Origin of the sequence: Hufsiella ginkgonis, from assembly GCF_009834915.1 — a bacterium.
Taxonomy (GTDB): domain Bacteria; phylum Bacteroidota; class Bacteroidia; order Sphingobacteriales; family Sphingobacteriaceae; genus Hufsiella; species Hufsiella ginkgonis.
The window spans coordinates 1,462,710-1,477,311 of sequence record NZ_WVHS01000001.1; the positions used below are offsets into that span (position 1 = coordinate 1,462,710).

At 50.2% G+C, this 14,602-nt stretch carries 13 protein-coding genes; 4 read left to right on the top strand and 9 right to left on the bottom strand.

Annotation, left to right across the window (positions count from 1 at the left end; all coding sequences use genetic code 11):
- Nucleotides 1–14: 14 nt before the first annotated feature.
- The 6 genes from GS398_RS06230 to GS398_RS06255 all read right to left on the bottom strand — a co-directional run bounded on the left by GS398_RS06230 (nucleotide 15) and on the right by GS398_RS06255 (nucleotide 8,373).
- Entirely contained in the window at nucleotides 15–2,864 is a 2,850-nt protein-coding gene (locus GS398_RS06230) for a M16 family metallopeptidase (RefSeq protein ID WP_160905831.1), read from the bottom strand.
- Nucleotides 2,865–3,031: 167 nt separating this feature from the next.
- On the bottom strand, nucleotides 3,032–3,652 hold the full coding sequence (locus GS398_RS06235) for an ABC transporter ATP-binding protein (RefSeq protein ID WP_160905832.1): 621 nt from the start codon (nucleotides 3,650–3,652) through the stop codon (nucleotides 3,032–3,034).
- Between the two features lie 49 nt (nucleotides 3,653–3,701).
- Nucleotides 3,702–4,481 (bottom strand): acyl-ACP--UDP-N-acetylglucosamine O-acyltransferase, encoded by a 780-nt coding sequence (gene lpxA / locus GS398_RS06240; protein WP_160905833.1) that lies wholly within the window; start codon nucleotides 4,479–4,481, stop codon nucleotides 3,702–3,704.
- On the bottom strand, nucleotides 4,478–5,887 hold the full coding sequence (locus GS398_RS06245; RefSeq protein WP_160905834.1) for a bifunctional UDP-3-O-[3-hydroxymyristoyl] N-acetylglucosamine deacetylase/3-hydroxyacyl-ACP dehydratase: 1,410 nt from the start codon (nucleotides 5,885–5,887) through the stop codon (nucleotides 4,478–4,480). The genes lpxA and GS398_RS06245 overlap by 4 nt, the downstream gene beginning before the upstream one ends.
- Before the next feature lie 11 nt (nucleotides 5,888–5,898).
- Nucleotides 5,899–6,948, bottom strand: a complete 1,050-nt coding sequence (gene lpxD / locus GS398_RS06250; RefSeq protein WP_160905835.1) for a UDP-3-O-(3-hydroxymyristoyl)glucosamine N-acyltransferase — start codon at nucleotides 6,946–6,948, stop codon at nucleotides 5,899–5,901.
- Between the two features lie 198 nt (nucleotides 6,949–7,146).
- The gene (locus tag GS398_RS06255) at nucleotides 7,147–8,373 is read right to left on the bottom strand and encodes an HD domain-containing protein (protein ID WP_160905836.1); all 1,227 of its coding nucleotides are present in this window, start codon (nucleotides 8,371–8,373) and stop codon (nucleotides 7,147–7,149) included.
- 208 nt (nucleotides 8,374–8,581) lie between these two features.
- Between GS398_RS06255 and porX the strand changes: the two genes are divergently transcribed.
- Entirely contained in the window at nucleotides 8,582–10,135 is a 1,554-nt protein-coding gene (gene porX / locus GS398_RS06260; protein WP_160905837.1) for a T9SS response regulator signal transducer PorX, read from the top strand.
- A 142-nt stretch (nucleotides 10,136–10,277) separates the two neighbouring features.
- Here the strand turns inward: porX and GS398_RS06265 are convergent, their stop codons facing one another.
- On the bottom strand, nucleotides 10,278–10,505 hold the full coding sequence (locus GS398_RS06265; RefSeq protein ID WP_160905838.1) for an FUSC family protein: 228 nt from the start codon (nucleotides 10,503–10,505) through the stop codon (nucleotides 10,278–10,280).
- Between the two features lie 37 nt (nucleotides 10,506–10,542).
- Between GS398_RS06265 and tsaE the strand changes: the two genes are divergently transcribed.
- Genes tsaE through GS398_RS06280 form a run of 3 tightly spaced genes read left to right on the top strand, consistent with a single transcriptional unit; the run spans nucleotide 10,543 to nucleotide 12,952 of the window.
- Nucleotides 10,543–10,995 carry a tRNA (adenosine(37)-N6)-threonylcarbamoyltransferase complex ATPase subunit type 1 TsaE gene (gene tsaE / locus GS398_RS06270; protein ID WP_160905839.1) on the top strand — a complete coding sequence of 151 codons (453 nt, stop codon included), beginning with the start codon at nucleotides 10,543–10,545 and terminating at the stop codon, nucleotides 10,993–10,995.
- A gap of 52 nt (nucleotides 10,996–11,047) precedes the next feature.
- Nucleotides 11,048–12,259 (top strand): alanine dehydrogenase, encoded by a 1,212-nt coding sequence (locus tag GS398_RS06275; RefSeq protein WP_160906011.1) that lies wholly within the window; start codon nucleotides 11,048–11,050, stop codon nucleotides 12,257–12,259.
- Nucleotides 12,260–12,277: 18 nt separating this feature from the next.
- A complete protein-coding gene (locus tag GS398_RS06280) occupies nucleotides 12,278–12,952 on the top strand; it encodes a M15 family metallopeptidase (RefSeq protein WP_160905840.1) in 675 nt (224 codons plus the stop codon).
- Here the strand turns inward: GS398_RS06280 and GS398_RS06285 are convergent.
- The gene (locus GS398_RS06285) at nucleotides 12,949–14,106 is read right to left on the bottom strand and encodes a mechanosensitive ion channel family protein (protein ID WP_160905841.1); all 1,158 of its coding nucleotides are present in this window, start codon (nucleotides 14,104–14,106) and stop codon (nucleotides 12,949–12,951) included. The genes GS398_RS06280 and GS398_RS06285 overlap by 4 nt on opposite strands.
- A gap of 65 nt (nucleotides 14,107–14,171) precedes the next feature.
- Nucleotides 14,172–14,522, bottom strand: coding sequence for a 50S ribosomal protein L19 (gene rplS, locus GS398_RS06290; RefSeq protein ID WP_160905842.1), 351 nt, complete (start codon nucleotides 14,520–14,522; stop codon nucleotides 14,172–14,174).
- Nucleotides 14,523–14,602: the final 80 nt, after the last annotated feature.

Consider the following 14,602-nt stretch of genomic DNA (forward strand, 5'->3'; position numbering starts at 1 on the left):
TTTAGTTAAATCGTTTAACCTTTGGGATTTCCATCGGCGTCGAGCTCGACGATATCGTATCCTAATTTCTTTAAACCTGGCATCACGAGGTCCTTATCACCAACAACGAGGATGATCATCTTGTTCACGTCGAGGTATTTTTTTGCCAGCGCGTCGATCTCGGCTTTGCTGATGCTGTTCCTGATTTTACTTTGCTCGTCTACGTAAGTGGGCGCCAGGTCGTATTCCAGGATCCGGGAAAGAAAGCCTGCCTTCTGTGCGTTGGTTTCGTAGCTGCGCGCGGTGCTCTGCCCGATAGACGATTTCATAAAAGTAAGCTCTGCCGGGGTAATACCGGTTTTGGCGTAGTTAGAGATCTCTTTCATAAACTCGACCACGGAACTGTCTGTGGCCGAAGCCCTAACACCGGCTGAGGCCGTAAAGGTGCCGCCATATTTCCCGGAAGTAAATGTTGAACGTGCACCGTAGGTCCATCCTTTGTCTTCGCGAAGGTTGAGGTTGATCCTGCTGCTGAAGGCGGCGCCGAGGTTATAGTTCATCAGGCCCGCACGGTAATATTCGCCGCTGGCATCATAATTCATCCCGGTGAGGTTACCTATGCGGATCTCCGATTGAGCCGCTTTGGATACATCGACAAAGTAAAGGGTAGTTTTGTTAAATGTTTTTCCGCCGGCAGGTTTTGGTACGCTGAGTGCTGCGCCGCCTTTCCATTTGTCGAGAAATGCCAGTTTCGGTTTGATGTCGGTTTCTTTAATGTCGCCGATCACCACCACCTGGCTTAACGAAGGCACTACGTAGGTATCATAAAAGGCCTGGACATCCGCTAACGTAATGTTCGGGATGGTTTTTTCGGTACCTGAGCCTGCAATTACCCGCAAGTTGTCATTTCCGTACAGCAGTTTGTTATACACGTTCGAGGCGATAAAGGCAGGTTGCGTTTTCGCCCTGCGCAAGCTGGTGATGGTTTGCTGTTTAATGCGGTCCAGTGATTCCTGCGTAAATTTAGGGTTGAACATCCTTTCCTCTAACAGGGCAAGCGTTCTGTCGAGGTTTTTGGTCAGCGTAGACGCCTGGAACGAAAAACCGTCGCTGCCGCCGCCGGCGGAAACGTTGCTGCCGATCTTTTGTAATTCAGCGCTGAATGCCTCGGAGGTGAAATTCTTGGTGTCTTCGTTCAGCATGCGCCCCACGATACCGGCGAGACCGGCTTTTGAAGCCTCTTCAAATAAGCCGCCGCCATCTACCGAAACGGAAATGGATACCGACGGGATCTCGGTGTTTTCTGAACCGATGATCTTAATACCGTTGGCTTTTTTCGCCGTCCAGTATTTAGGTACCGAAGCCACCACGGGGTTGGTGCCGGTTGCAGGAGTCGCTTTACGGTCGAATTTATCCGCGCCCTTTACATATTTAAGACCATCATAGCCGTAATCGGGGGCTTTGTAATTGGATTTATCGGGAGTATAATTGTCGGGTGCCACGCGCATATCGCCTTTCCCTTTCGGGAGAACGCTGAGTACCACGGCATTTTTATCCTTTACATAGGTATTGTACACGCGCATCACATCCTCTTTGGTAACCGACTGGATGGCTTTTAGCCGTTCCTTGATCTGGTTGGGATTGCCGGTGAAGGTTTGTGCCGCGGCGAGCTGCGAAACTTTCCCCGACACGCTCGAAAGGGAGTTTACAAACTGCGATTCGGCGCCGCCTTTTAAGCGTACCAGGTCCTCATCCGATACGCCTTTTGCTTCAAACTCCTTAAGGGACTGGTTTACAAGTGCGTACATGTCCTGCATAGTCTGGCCCGGGAACGGGATCACGGTAATGCCGATCTCTCCTGCCAGCTCTGAGCCGTAGGCCGACATGGATGCCTGGCTGGCCTTGCGCGGTTTGGTGAAATTCTTGTAAAAGATCGAGTTGTTACCCCGGCCGATCAGCTGGGCCATGATGTTAAGCGCCGCCTGGTCTTTGTCGTACGCCGTTACGCCCGGGTAGGTGATCGAAAGCATCGGCTGCTGTGCATAATTATCTTCGTAAGAAACGAAACGGGTTTTATCCAGCACGGGTGCGGGATATTTCACGTTTTTAACTGCAGGGCCGCTTGGCACCGAGCCGAAATATTTTTCGATCCACGCTAATGTTTGTTTTGGGTTAATATCTCCGCCAATAGTAATAGTGGAGTTGTTCGGCCCGTACCAGCGCAGGAAGAAGTTCTTGAGATCGTTCACATTTACGCGGTTCAGGTCTTCGATATACCCGATGGTAAGCCATGAATACGGGTGCCCATATGGGTAAAGCGCTTTGCTGGAGTATTCGCTGGCAAGGCCATAAGGCTGGTTATCATAATTTTGTCCCCGTTCATTTTTGACGGTCGCACGCTGGATCTCGAACTTTTTCTGGGTAACGGCATCGAGCAGGTAGCCCATACGGTCGGCTTCGAGCCAGATCATTTTTTCTACCTGGTTGCTGGGTACGGTTTCGTAATAATTGGTACGGTCTTCATTGGTGGAGCCGTTCAGCGTGCCGCCAGACTCGGTAACGATCTTAAAATGCTCGTCGTCGGCCACATTATCGGATCCCTGGAACATCATGTGCTCGAAGAAATGTGCAAACCCCGATTTCCCGATCTCTTCGCGGGCCGAACCCACATGGTAGGTTACGTCTACGTGCGCCACCGGGTCGGAATGGTCCTCGTGCAGGATCACGGTGAGGCCGTTCGGTAACACGTACTTTTCGTAAGGAACCACCAGCTCGTTGCCGGTTTTGGTCACTTTCTCTACGAGGCGCGCCTTAGACGGCTGGGCCACCTGGGCGAATGCGGGGGTAATGAGAACAGATAACAAGGGAAGCAGTAATTTTTTCATGTTGTAACGGTTATAAGGTTTGGGAGTTTTCAGCAGTCAGTAATCAGTAATCAGCTATCAGCAGTCAGCGATCAGCAGCCAGCTTTCGGCATATTGGGCGTAAACGTTTGTTTCCGGATCAGGCTCACAACTGATTGCTGGCAGCTGACAATAACAAATATATCCAACTAAGCCTTAAAATCGGTTACCTGCAGCCTGTTTTTGCAAAAATGATATTCAGGCTCCTGGTTAGAACCGATGATAAGCAGCCTCCCGGGCGAAAATTGCGTAACCAGTTGGTGGTACCAGGCGAGGCCGGCTTCGTCGAGGTTCGACCCAGGCTCGTCAAGCAGGATCAGCGGGGTGTCGGCGCAGAAGGCGAGGGCCAGTTTGGTACGTTGTTTCATGCCCGACGAGAAGTGCCGGATCATTTTGTTGGCCTGCGTGCCGAATCCGAGGAGACCGATCACTTTTTGGGCGTCAAATCCTTCGCGGTAGTTTTTAAACCGGAAATGGAAGTCGACCAGTTCCCGGAGGGTGAATTCTTCTACCAGCTCCAGGTAGGGGGCGGCCAGGCTTAGTTGTGCGAAAACCTGTTCATCTGCAACGGGTTTTTCATCGTCACCATAGCGGATAGTTCCCTGCGAAGGCGTAAGCGACCCGGCGATAACCTGCAGCAATGTCGACTTGCCTGATCCGTTCGGGCCGAGCACGGCATACGAATCGCCTTGGGTGAAGGTGTAATCGATGTTCTTAAAGATCCATTCCCGGTTAAAGCGGCGCCCGATATTTTGGAGTATAACATTCATAAAATAACGAACCGGCGGGAATAACTGCCCGGGGCAGGTAAATGGATGGCTAGGCGCTAAAACCTTTCATGATCCCCCTGTTCGAGTTGCGGATGAAATCAAGGATCTCGTCGCGGATCTCGGTGGGCTGACGTTCAGCTTCGATGATGTCCAGGGCGGTAGAAATGTTGAACTTCTTCACAAAGATCGTGCGGTAAATGTCCTGGATCTCGTTGATGTCTTCGGACGTGAACCCGCGGCGGCGCAGGCCCACGGAGTTGATGCCAACATATGAAAGCGGTTCGCGCGCGGCCTTCACATAGGGGGGCACATCTTTACGCACCAGCGAACCACCGGTGATAAAGGCATGTGAGCCCACCTGCACGAACTGGTGGATGGCTACCATTCCCGCCAGCACCACGTAGTTCCCGATGGTGATGTGGCCGGCCAGCGTGGTATTATTAGAGAAGATGCAGAAGTCGCCCACTTCGCAATCGTGCGCAACGTGGCAGTAGGCCATGATCAGGCAGTTCTTGCCGATCACCGTTTTCCAGCGGTCGCGGGTACCGCGGTTAATGGTCACGCATTCGCGGATGGTGGTGTTATCACCGATCTCTACGGTCGTTTTTTCGCCGGCATATTTCAGGTCCTGCGGGTTCCCGGAGATCACTGCACCCGGGTAAATGCGGCAATTCTTACCGATCCTGGCGCCGTCCATAATGGTTACATTGGGCCCGATCCAGGTACCTTCCCCGATCTCTACGTCTTTGTGAATGGTGACAAAAGGTTCGATCACCACGTTATCCGCAATTTTTGCGTCGGGGTGTATATAGGCTAAGGGCTGGATCATGCGTCGAGGTTCTTAACTTTTACGATTTGAGCCATCAGCTCTGCTTCCACCACCACTTTTTCGCCAACCATGCCCACACCCTTCATCTGGGCGATGCCGCGGCGGATGGGTGCGATCAGGTCGCAGCTGAAAATAACGGTATCGCCGGGTACAACTTTATCTTTAAACCGCGCATTCTCGATCTTCAGGAAGAGGGTTAGCCAGTTTTCCGGATCGGGTACGGTATTTAATACCAGGATGCCGCCGGTTTGTGCCATGGCTTCGATCTGCAATACCCCGGGGAAGAGCGGTGAACCGGGGAAGTGACCCATGAAAAGGTCTTCGTTCATGGTTACGTTCTTCACGCCCACCACATGCGTTTTGGTGAGCTCGATGATTTTATCGATCATCAGGAACGGCTGGCGGTGCGGCAGGATCTTCATGATCTGGACCGTGTCGTACACCGGCGGGGTATTGGGATTGTAAACTTTCAAATTTTTCTTGCTGCGCTCCTTTTTGATCTGCGCTTTAATTTTCCGTGCAAATGCCACGTTTGCGGCATGTCCCGGGCGCGCGGCCATGATATGTCCCTTAAGCGGCGTACCCACAAGGGCGAGGTCGCCGATCATGTCGAGGAGCTTATGGCGGGCGGGTTCGTTCTGGTGGCGGAGCTCGATATTGTTCAGGATCCCCTCTTTGGCTACGTCGATATCCTCGCGTTTAAAAAGCTTGGCAAGGTGCTTAAGCTCATCTTTACTCACCTGCTTATCCACCACTACGATGGCGTTATTAAGGTCGCCGCCTTTGATCAGGTCATGTTTGAGCAGCATTTCCAGTTCGTGCAGGAAGCAAAAAGTACGGCTGGAAGAAATTTCCTTCTTAAATTCCGACAAGTTGGTGATCGCAGCATGCTGGCTGCCCAATACGGGCGAGTTGTAATCGATCATGCAGGTGAACCGGTATTCGTCTTCCAGCGGCATAGCCACCATTTCTACCTTGCGGTAGGGCTCTGAATAGTGAATATTGTACGGGATGGAGTAATATTCGCGGGTTGCCTCCTGCTCCTTAAACCCCGCCTCTTCGATGGCATTCATAAAGAGGATGGAGCTTCCGTCCATAATAGGCGTCTCAGGTCCGTCGAGCTCGATCAGCACATTGTCTACTTCCGACCCTACGAGGGCCGCCAAGACATGTTCTACGGTACTTACACTTGCACCGTTTTGCGAAATTGTGGTTCCGCGTGAAGTATCGGTCACATTGTCTACATCGGCATCTACTACGGGCTGGCCTTCAAGGTCGATCCGTTTAAATTTATATCCGTGATTTTCGGGAGCAGGTTTGAAGGTCATGGTAACCGGCATCCCTGTGTGCAGGCCAAGTCCTGCTATTTTAACCTCAGACCTGATCGTTCTCTGTTTTACATCCATTTTTTTCGTGCCTACTTTTGTTCAGGCAATTGGGTTAATTCCTGTATCCTGCGCTGCAGTTCCTCTATTTTACGTTCCAGCTCGGGCAGGCGCTGTAATACCACCTGCGCCCTCATGTGGTTGGTATAATTTGTGGCGGGCGCTCCCGCCCATTTCTTTCCTTCTTCTTCTATCGACCGGTTGATGCCGGATTTCGCCTGGATCTGCGATCCTTTGGCGATGTTAATATGTCCTACGATCCCAACCTGCCCGCCGATCACCGAGTTTTCGCCCACCTTAGCACTTCCGGAAACACCGGTCTGCGATGCGATCACCGTGTTGGCGCCGATCTCTACGTTGTGCGCCACCTGGATCAGGTTGTCGAGCTTTACGCCGCTGCGGATCAGGGTCGACCCGATGGTAGCCCGGTCGATAGAGGTGTTCGAGCCTATTTCTACGTCGTCGCCTATCACAACGTTGCCGATCTGGCTCACTTTTGTATAAGTGCCATCTTTCTGCGGTGCAAAACCGAAGCCGTCGCTGCCGATCACTGCGCTGGAATGCACGATCACGTTGTTGCCAAGTACGCAGTCTGAATAGACCTTTACACCTGAAAATAACGTGCAATTGTCGCCAACCTGTACATTGTCGCCAAGATAAACATGAGGATACACCTTGCTGTTGTCGCCTACTACCACATTTTGCCCGATATACGCAAAGGCGCCGATATATACTTCCTTACCTACTTTCGCCGAAGGGTGGATATAGGATGGCTGCTCGATCCCTTTTTTGTCGAGCTTTATGGTGTTGTATTTTTCGAGGAGAACGGAGAAACTGCTGTAGGGGTCTTTTACCCGGATAAGTGTGGGAATAACCGGCTGCGTTAACTCCAGGTCGTTGCTGATCACCACGATAGAGGCCATGGTATTATACAGGTAGGCCTCATATTTGGGATTGGCGAGAAACGTAAGCGAGCCCTGGATGCCCTCTTCAATCTTGGCTAATTGATTTACTGTTACACCAGGATCGCCCTCTAGGGTTCCATTTAATAAGATTGCTACCTGTTGTGCAGTAAATTGCATTCGGCAAATTTAGGTGTTATTAGTTAATGAACAAATTATTAAGTTTGAGTAGCGGGTAGCGGGCAGCAATCAGCCGTCAGCAATCAGCTTCTTTATAGCGCTATAACGGAGCTCAAGGCTGACAGCTGATCGCTGACAGCTCCTGTTGCGCTATAACGGAGCTCAAGGCTTACAGCTGATCGCTGACAGCTCCTGATCCTACTTCAGCTGCTTATCATAACATAAAATATACTTCTTTACCGTTTTCGCTAATGCTTCCAGGTTAGCGTTATCAGACGCTTCGGCAATATCCCTCACCGATCCGTCTTTCATCAGCAGGTTGATGTTCCCGTTCCCGGTAAGATAGGCATTATTCTTAATGGTGTCGGTAAACACGAAATACGACGCTTCGTCCTCGTCTACGTGATAGCGTTCCATGGCTTCCGCCGCCAGGGCTTCCACCAGTTCCTCAGGCGGGGACGTGTTGGTGATCTCCACCTGGTAAAGTTTCCTGTTAACCAGGTTGTTACAAAGTGTCGACAGGATCGGGTCACTTTCACGGGTCCATACCTTCACGGAAGTGTAAATATCAAAATCATCCAGCCTGGCGAAGCATTCAAGATGCACCGGGTCTGAGTTGAAGTCGCGCCGGGTGATGGAATGATACAGGAAATGCGCAAAATCGGGCGTGGCGAACAGGTGCGTACCGGCCGACGCAAGCTCGCGGGCCCGCTCAAGTATTTTTACCAGCAGCTGTTCGGCAGCGATCACCGTTTTATGAAGATAAACCTGCCAGTACATCAGCCGGCGGGCAATGAGAAACTTTTCGATGGAATAGATGCCTTTTTCTTCCACCACCAGGTGATCGTCTTTTACGTCGAGCATCTTAATAATGCGGTCGAAGCCGATCACACCTTCAGACACGCCGGTAAAAAAACTGTCGCGGTTCAGGTAATCCATGCGGTCGATGTCTAGCTGACCCGAAACCAATTGGTACAGGAATTTCTTCGGGTGCCGGCGGGCGAAGATCTCGATCGCCATGGTGAGGCGCCCGTTAAATTCTTCGTTAAGCTTTTTCATCAGCAGGGAGGAAATATGCTCATGCGAAATTCCCTCCACGATGGTATGCTCCAGCGCATGCGAAAACGGCCCATGACCGATATCGTGCAGTAAAATGGCAACGGTGGCGGCTTCCTCCTCCTCTTCGGAAATGTCTGCCCCCTTGCTGCGCAGCGTTTCGATAGCAAGGCAGATCAGGTGCATGGCGCCCAGCGCGTGGTGAAAACGGGAGTGAATGGCGCCCGGGTAAACAAGATAGGTCATCCCCAGCTGTTTGATGTTACGCAAACGCTGTACGTAAGGATGCTGAATAAGATCGAAAACCAGTTCGGAAGGGATCGTGATGAACCCGTAAACCGGATCGTTAATTATCTTTTTCTTGTTCAAATTTCACCATTTTATGATCGCAGCAAAAATTGTTAAATAAACTGATACAAAAAACGGTCTTCGTTGTTAAGTGGTCAGTTTTCAGTGTTCAGTAGCCAGTTCTTTACGCGGCGCTTACTATTAAATACCGGTCTCTATAAATATTGAACTAATATTGCGGAAAGTCGGGCACTGATTACTGACAACTGATAACTGAAAGCTAAACACCATGCAAGAAACCACCATTCTCTGGGCCGATGATGAGATAGATCTTTTAAAACCGCATATACTTTTTTTAAGTGAGAAGGGCTACACCGTAAAAACCGCGACGAACGGGAGTGATGCCGTGGACCTGTTCAAAAATGGCTATTACGACCTGGTTTTTCTGGATGAGAACATGCCTGGCCTCACCGGTCTTGAAACACTGGCGGAGATTAAGAACCTGAACCCGGATGTGCCCATCGTACTGATCACCAAGAATGAAGAGGAATACCTCATGGAGGATGCGATCGGGTCGAAAATAGACGATTACCTGATCAAACCGGTGAACCCGAAGCAGATCCTGCTCACCATTAAAAAGCTCACGGAGAACAAGCGGTTGGTGAGCGAGAAAACCTCGATGGCTTATCAACAGGATTTCAGGAATTTGGGCATGATCCTGAATGACAACCTGAACTTTAACGAGTGGGTGGAGGTTTATAAGAAACTGGTCTTTTGGGAGCTTTCGCTGGAGAACCTGGAAGATGCCGGGATGCACGAAATATTGACCATGCAGAAAGCGGAAGCCAACGTTCAGTTCTCCAAATTTGTAGAGAAGAATTACCTCTCGTGGTTAAAAAACCCGGGCGACGCGCCAACGCTTTCGTTCGAGCTGTTCAAGAAAAAAGTGTTCCCGGCGCTCGAAGCCAACAAGCCCACATTCTTTATACTGGTAGATAACCTGCGTTACGACCAATGGAAGATCATTAACCCGGTGATCACCGAGTATTTCAGGCTGGATGAAGAAGAAACGTACTACAGCATCCTGCCTACAGCTACGCAATACGCACGTAATGCCATTTTCGCGGGACTGATGCCGCTGGATATGGAAAAACGTTTTCCCGGAATGTGGCAGAACGACGAGGATGAGGGCGGGAAGAACCTGTATGAAGAACAGTTCCTGGCCGATCATATCCAACGGGTGATGCGGAAGGATTGCAAGCACTCGTATCATAAGATACTGACTTATGAACAGGGCCGTGAGATCACCGAAAATATTAACAATTTGTTGGGAAACGACCTGAACGTGCTGGTGTATAACTTCGTGGATATGCTGTCGCATGCGCGGACGGATATGGCCATGATCCGCGAGCTGGCGAATAATGAGGCAGCTTACCGTTCGATCACGCTTTCCTGGTTCGAGCATTCACCGCTGCTGGAAACGCTGAAGAAGCTCTCGCAGAAGAATGTGAAGATCATTATCACCACGGATCACGGAACGATCAAGGTGCGTCATCCAAGCAAGGTGATCGGCGACCGGAATACCAACACCAACCTGCGTTATAAACAGGGTAAGAACCTCAATTTCGCGCCGCGGGAAGTTTTCCACATTAAAAATCCGCACGAGGCGATGCTGCCGAAGTTGCATGTGAGCTCGAGCTTTATTTTCGCGAAAGAAGACAGCTATTTCGTTTACCCGAATAACTACAACCAGTTTGTAAATTACTATAACGAGACTTTTCAGCATGGCGGGATCTCGCTGGAAGAGATGATCGTGCCGTATGTGACGTATAGTCCGAAGTAGGTGCTGTTGCGTTTCCAGTAAATCAGCCGGGTTGCTCACCCGCCTTTAATATGCTATATTTTCCAGGAGTCGCGGGTCCGATTGGCTTCGGTTAAGGAGTTCCAAAAAAGTACAAAAGGGTTCCCGGGACCCGTCTTCCAAGTTACTTCTTCTCTAGTTCCTTATCATTTTTCGAATTCTTAAATGCTTTGTAAATAAAAAACAGAGGAACCAGGATAAAAAATCCCCAACCGTTTTTTATAATGCTGTAAATAACGATCCCAATCATCACACCGGTGAATACTGCATTAGTGATGGAAGCTGATTTTGTCTTTTTCCTTTTACCTGATAATTCCTGCTCACTTAATTCCGCAGGTTCCGTTTGCTTCATTTTTTCTTTCGTTTAGATGTGTTTAGGCCGTAAAAATATGCAATTCATCAAAAGTGCTAACTTTACCCACGTGTTCCAGGCAATTACCACTCTTCACGACCTCACCTCGCCCGCCAAAGCCCTCCTTCGTTTTGCCGGCGATCAAAAGATCTTCCTCTTTTACGGGGATATGGGCGCGGGGAAAACCACCTTTATTAAGACGATCTGCAGCGAATTGGCTGTGACCGACCGTGTTTCGAGTCCGACGTTTTCAATTGTGAATGAGTATGAGTCGCCCGCCGGCCCCGTTTATCACTTCGATTTTTACCGCCTGAAGCGCGAAAGCGAGGCGATGGACCTTGGATTCGAAGATTACCTGTATTCCGGGAACTATTGCCTTATCGAGTGGCCCGAAAAAGTAAGCGGCCTGCTTCCGCAGGAGTATGTTGAAATTACCCTGGCGCATGTCAGCGATCAGGAACGTAAGCTTACGGGCAGGATTTTACCTTAGCTCTTTCCGCTTTTTTTCTGTAACTTCAAACTCTTTAGATCGACAGGAAATGATGAGTGAATTGTCTGACATTGCCAGGCAGGCTATGATGCAGCCGCAGGAAGCAATGCTCGAAACCAAAACGAGGAAAAACAGCCTGTATATAGGCATCCCCAAAGAAACTTCGTTCCAGGAAAACCGGATCCCGCTTACGCCGCTCTCGGTAGCGTTGCTGGTGCAGCATGGGCATGAGGTGGTGATCGAGTCGGGTGCCGGTGTCGCCGCCAATTTTCTCGACCATCATTACAGCGAGCAAGGTGCACGGGTAGTGTATGATAAACATGAGGTTTATCGCGCCGATATTATCATCAAGATCGCCCCGCCCACGGCCGATGAGCTTAAGATGATGAAAAACAACCAGGTGCTCCTCTCCATGCTGCAGGTTTCTACGTTAAAGCCGGAGTGTTTGCACGAGATGATGCGGAAAAAGATCACCGCACTGTCTTTTGAGTATCTCCGCGACGAGGGCGGTATTCTAACCGTGGTCCGCGCCATGAGCGAAATAGTGGGAGCCACCTCTATCCTGATCGCGGCGGAGTACCTGAGCAACGTTTTCGAGGGCAAAGGCCTGATGCTGGGCGGTGTTACCGGGGTTCCTCCTACCGAGATCGTGATCCTTGGAGCGGGCACCGTGGGTGAATATGCCGCGCGTACCGCCATCGCGCTTGGCGCAGAAGTAAAAGTGTTCGACAGCTCGATCTATCGCCTCCGCAGGCTGCAAAACAATATTGGGAGCAGGGTATTCACTTCCGTGATCCAGCCTATCGTTTTACACAAGGCGGTTACCACCTGCGATGTGGTGATCGGCGCCATTCGTGCAACCAACGGGCGCAGTCCATGTATCGTTTCTGAGGAAACCGTAGCTAAAATGAAGCCGAACTCCGTGATCATTGATGTGAGTATCGACCAGGGAGGCTGTTTCGGAACGTCGAAGGTAACCAACCATACTCAACCGGTGTTCCGGAAATATGATGTGATCCACTATTGTGTGCCCAATATCGCTTCGCGGGTTTCGCGTACCGCCACGTATGCGTTAACCAATATTTTTACGCCTATCCTGCTCGATATCGGCGAAATGGGCGGTATTATGAACGTGATCTGGGAGAAACCAGGTGTTCGGAATGCCATTTACCTGTACCAGGGACAGTTAACGAATAAAGACCTGGGAGAGCGGTTCAATATCCAGGTTAAAGACCTGGATCTACTGGTGGTGTCGCACCGGTGAAGGGAGGTTGAGGTCGACATGCAAAAACTACTTTGCCTCCTCCTCTTATTCTTTACCAGGGCCGCTTACGCCCAACAAAACCCTTATAGCCTTAAGATCATCAGCACCAAAGAGGCTTATACGGCTTCTATCTCTGCCGACAGCAACAACCGCCTCGTTGAGATCAGGAAGGCCATTCCCTCCATTCGTCTCGACATCCGCTATGCGACGAAAAACAACTTCACCCGGAGGGTAATGTACCCCGAGGCGCGGGCATTTGCCCGCCTCCCGGTGGTTAAAGCGCTCAGGGTCGTTCAGCAGGAGCTGAAACCGCTTGGGCTCGGGCTGAAGATCTTCGACGCGTACCGCCCCTATGCCATCACATTAAAGTTCTACGAGGTTGCTACTGATAAAGCTTTTGTGGCCGATCCGGCCAAAGGGTCGAAACATAACCGCGGGTGTGCGGTTGACCTCACCATCGTTGATCTTAAAACCGGGAAAGAAATTCAAATGGCTACCGGTTATGATAGCTTTTCGCCCAAAGCGGCAGCCGCTTATCCTAACGTGCCTGAAGAAGTGAGGAAAAACCGCGACCTGCTGATCTCGGTCATGGAAAAACATGGTTTCCGGGTGATCGAAAATGAATGGTGGCATTTCGATTTTACCGGCTGGAAGAACTACGACCTGATGGATGTAAGCTTTAGAGAAATTTAATCGGTAATAGCCGCGGCATTCCCGCTGTCGGCGTTCTCATGGATGATCTTACGGGTCGGGTAGGCGAAGCTCGCATCGTTGCTGCGTACAATTTCCATGATCTTGTAGTTGATCTCTTCCTTGATCTTCATGTATTCGCCGTAATCCATCATCTCGATAAAATACAATACCTGGATGTTGATAGACCATTCGCCGAAGCTGTCGAACGTAATGATAGGGTCGTCGCTGATCTGAGCGCGGCTGATGATGTACTCCGAGATGTCGCCGGCAATTTTCCGGATCGTTTCAGGCGCGGTATCGTAGGTGAGCCCGATGGTGAACTTCATCCGGCGGTAATTGCGGAGTGTGAGGTTTTCCAGGGGACCGTCGATCATTTTTTTATTGGGAAAAGTGACGATCGTTTTATCGGTGGTGCGGATCTGCGTGCTGCGGAACCCCACTTTCTCCACGGTCCCTTCGTAACCCTCTACGCGGATGAGGTCGCCCACCACGAAAGGCTTGTCCATAAAAATGGTGAACGAGCCGAGCAGGTTCTCGAGGCTTTCTTTGGCAGCTAAGGCGATGGCGATACCGCCGATACCAAGTCCGGCGATAATAGTAGCTACGTTCAGGTTAAAAACGGAGCCCAGTATTACGAAAAAACAGAGGATGACGGTAACGATCTTCGACAGTTCGCGCAGGAAGAGCACGATCTGGTCGTCGGATTTGGATTCGGTAAGCGAGGCTTTATACGAGAATACATGGGCCACGAAATCGATCATCCGAAGCAGGATCCAGAACAGGGAAGTGATGATACAGAACAGGAAGATCTTGTCGAACACATCGATGAGGGTGACCGAGTACAGCTCTTTTTTGTTCCCCACGGTAACCATCCGGCTAAATATCACCTCGTTGAGCGGGTAACTGAGCTGGTTGATAGCGAGATACAGGGTAACGAGGAGAATCACGATCTCCACCGGCCTGACAAGCAGCGCGACAAATACTTCCGCTTTTACCTCCTGCCCGAACCTGCCGAATAAAGTATACAGCAATTTGCTTAGCAACCGCGAGAGTATCCGTTTAAAGATGATCCCGGCAATAATGATCCCTGCGAACAGGAGGTACGCTTTTACGGAATTGCCCAGTATCACCCGGTCGAAAAATGCTGCCGTCATAAAGTGCCTAAAATAAAAAACCTCCCCCGGTTAAACGGAGAAGGCCATAATGCTGTATAAATTGGTTATACGCCTCTTTTGGTTTTGATACGGGCAGCTTTGCCGGTCAATTCGCGGAGGTAGAACAGTTTCGCCCTGCGAACTTTACCAATGCTGTTTACTTCGATTTTATCGATGTTAGGAGAATTCACAGGGAAAATACGCTCAACCCCGATACCGTTCGACACTTTGCGTACTGTGAAAGTTTCTGTTGACCCAACACCGTTACGCTGAATAACAACGCCCTGGTAGATCTGGATACGCTCTTTGTTTCCTTCGCGGATCTTGTAGTGTACGCTTACGGTATCACCAGCCTTAAAGGTAGGAACCGTCTTTTTTTCTATGGCCTGTTCTTCAACAAATTTTACTAAATCCATGATTTTAAGCTATTAAACCGATCTTTTACCCGAAAAAATCGGAATGCAATATTAGGGATTTCTTTTCACTTATAAAAATC

Bases quoted from the DNA above. Each gene is read 5' to 3' on its own strand.
- GS398_RS06235 (WP_160905832.1), bottom strand. From the start codon at position 3,652: ATGAATGTTATACTCCAAAATATCGGGCGCCGCTTTAACCGGGAATGG.
- GS398_RS06245 (WP_160905834.1), bottom strand. From the start codon at position 5,887: ATGGATGTAAAACAGAGAACGATCAGGTCTGAGGTTAAAATAGCAGGA.
- porX (WP_160905837.1), top strand. From the start codon at position 8,582: ATGCAAGAAACCACCATTCTCTGGGCCGATGATGAGATAGATCTTTTA.
- GS398_RS06230 (WP_160905831.1), bottom strand. From the start codon at position 2,864: ATGAAAAAATTACTGCTTCCCTTGTTATCTGTTCTCATTACCCCCGCA.
- lpxA (WP_160905833.1), bottom strand. From the start codon at position 4,481: ATGATCCAGCCCTTAGCCTATATACACCCCGACGCAAAAATTGCGGAT.
- GS398_RS06265 (WP_160905838.1), bottom strand. From the start codon at position 10,505: ATGAAGCAAACGGAACCTGCGGAATTAAGTGAGCAGGAATTATCAGGT.
- GS398_RS06280 (WP_160905840.1), top strand. From the start codon at position 12,278: ATGCAAAAACTACTTTGCCTCCTCCTCTTATTCTTTACCAGGGCCGCT.
- tsaE (WP_160905839.1), top strand. From the start codon at position 10,543: ATGCAATTCATCAAAAGTGCTAACTTTACCCACGTGTTCCAGGCAATT.
- rplS (WP_160905842.1), bottom strand. From the start codon at position 14,522: ATGGATTTAGTAAAATTTGTTGAAGAACAGGCCATAGAAAAAAAGACG.
- GS398_RS06275 (WP_160906011.1), top strand. From the start codon at position 11,048: ATGAGTGAATTGTCTGACATTGCCAGGCAGGCTATGATGCAGCCGCAG.
- lpxD (WP_160905835.1), bottom strand. From the start codon at position 6,948: ATGCAATTTACTGCACAACAGGTAGCAATCTTATTAAATGGAACCCTA.
- GS398_RS06285 (WP_160905841.1), bottom strand. From the start codon at position 14,106: ATGACGGCAGCATTTTTCGACCGGGTGATACTGGGCAATTCCGTAAAA.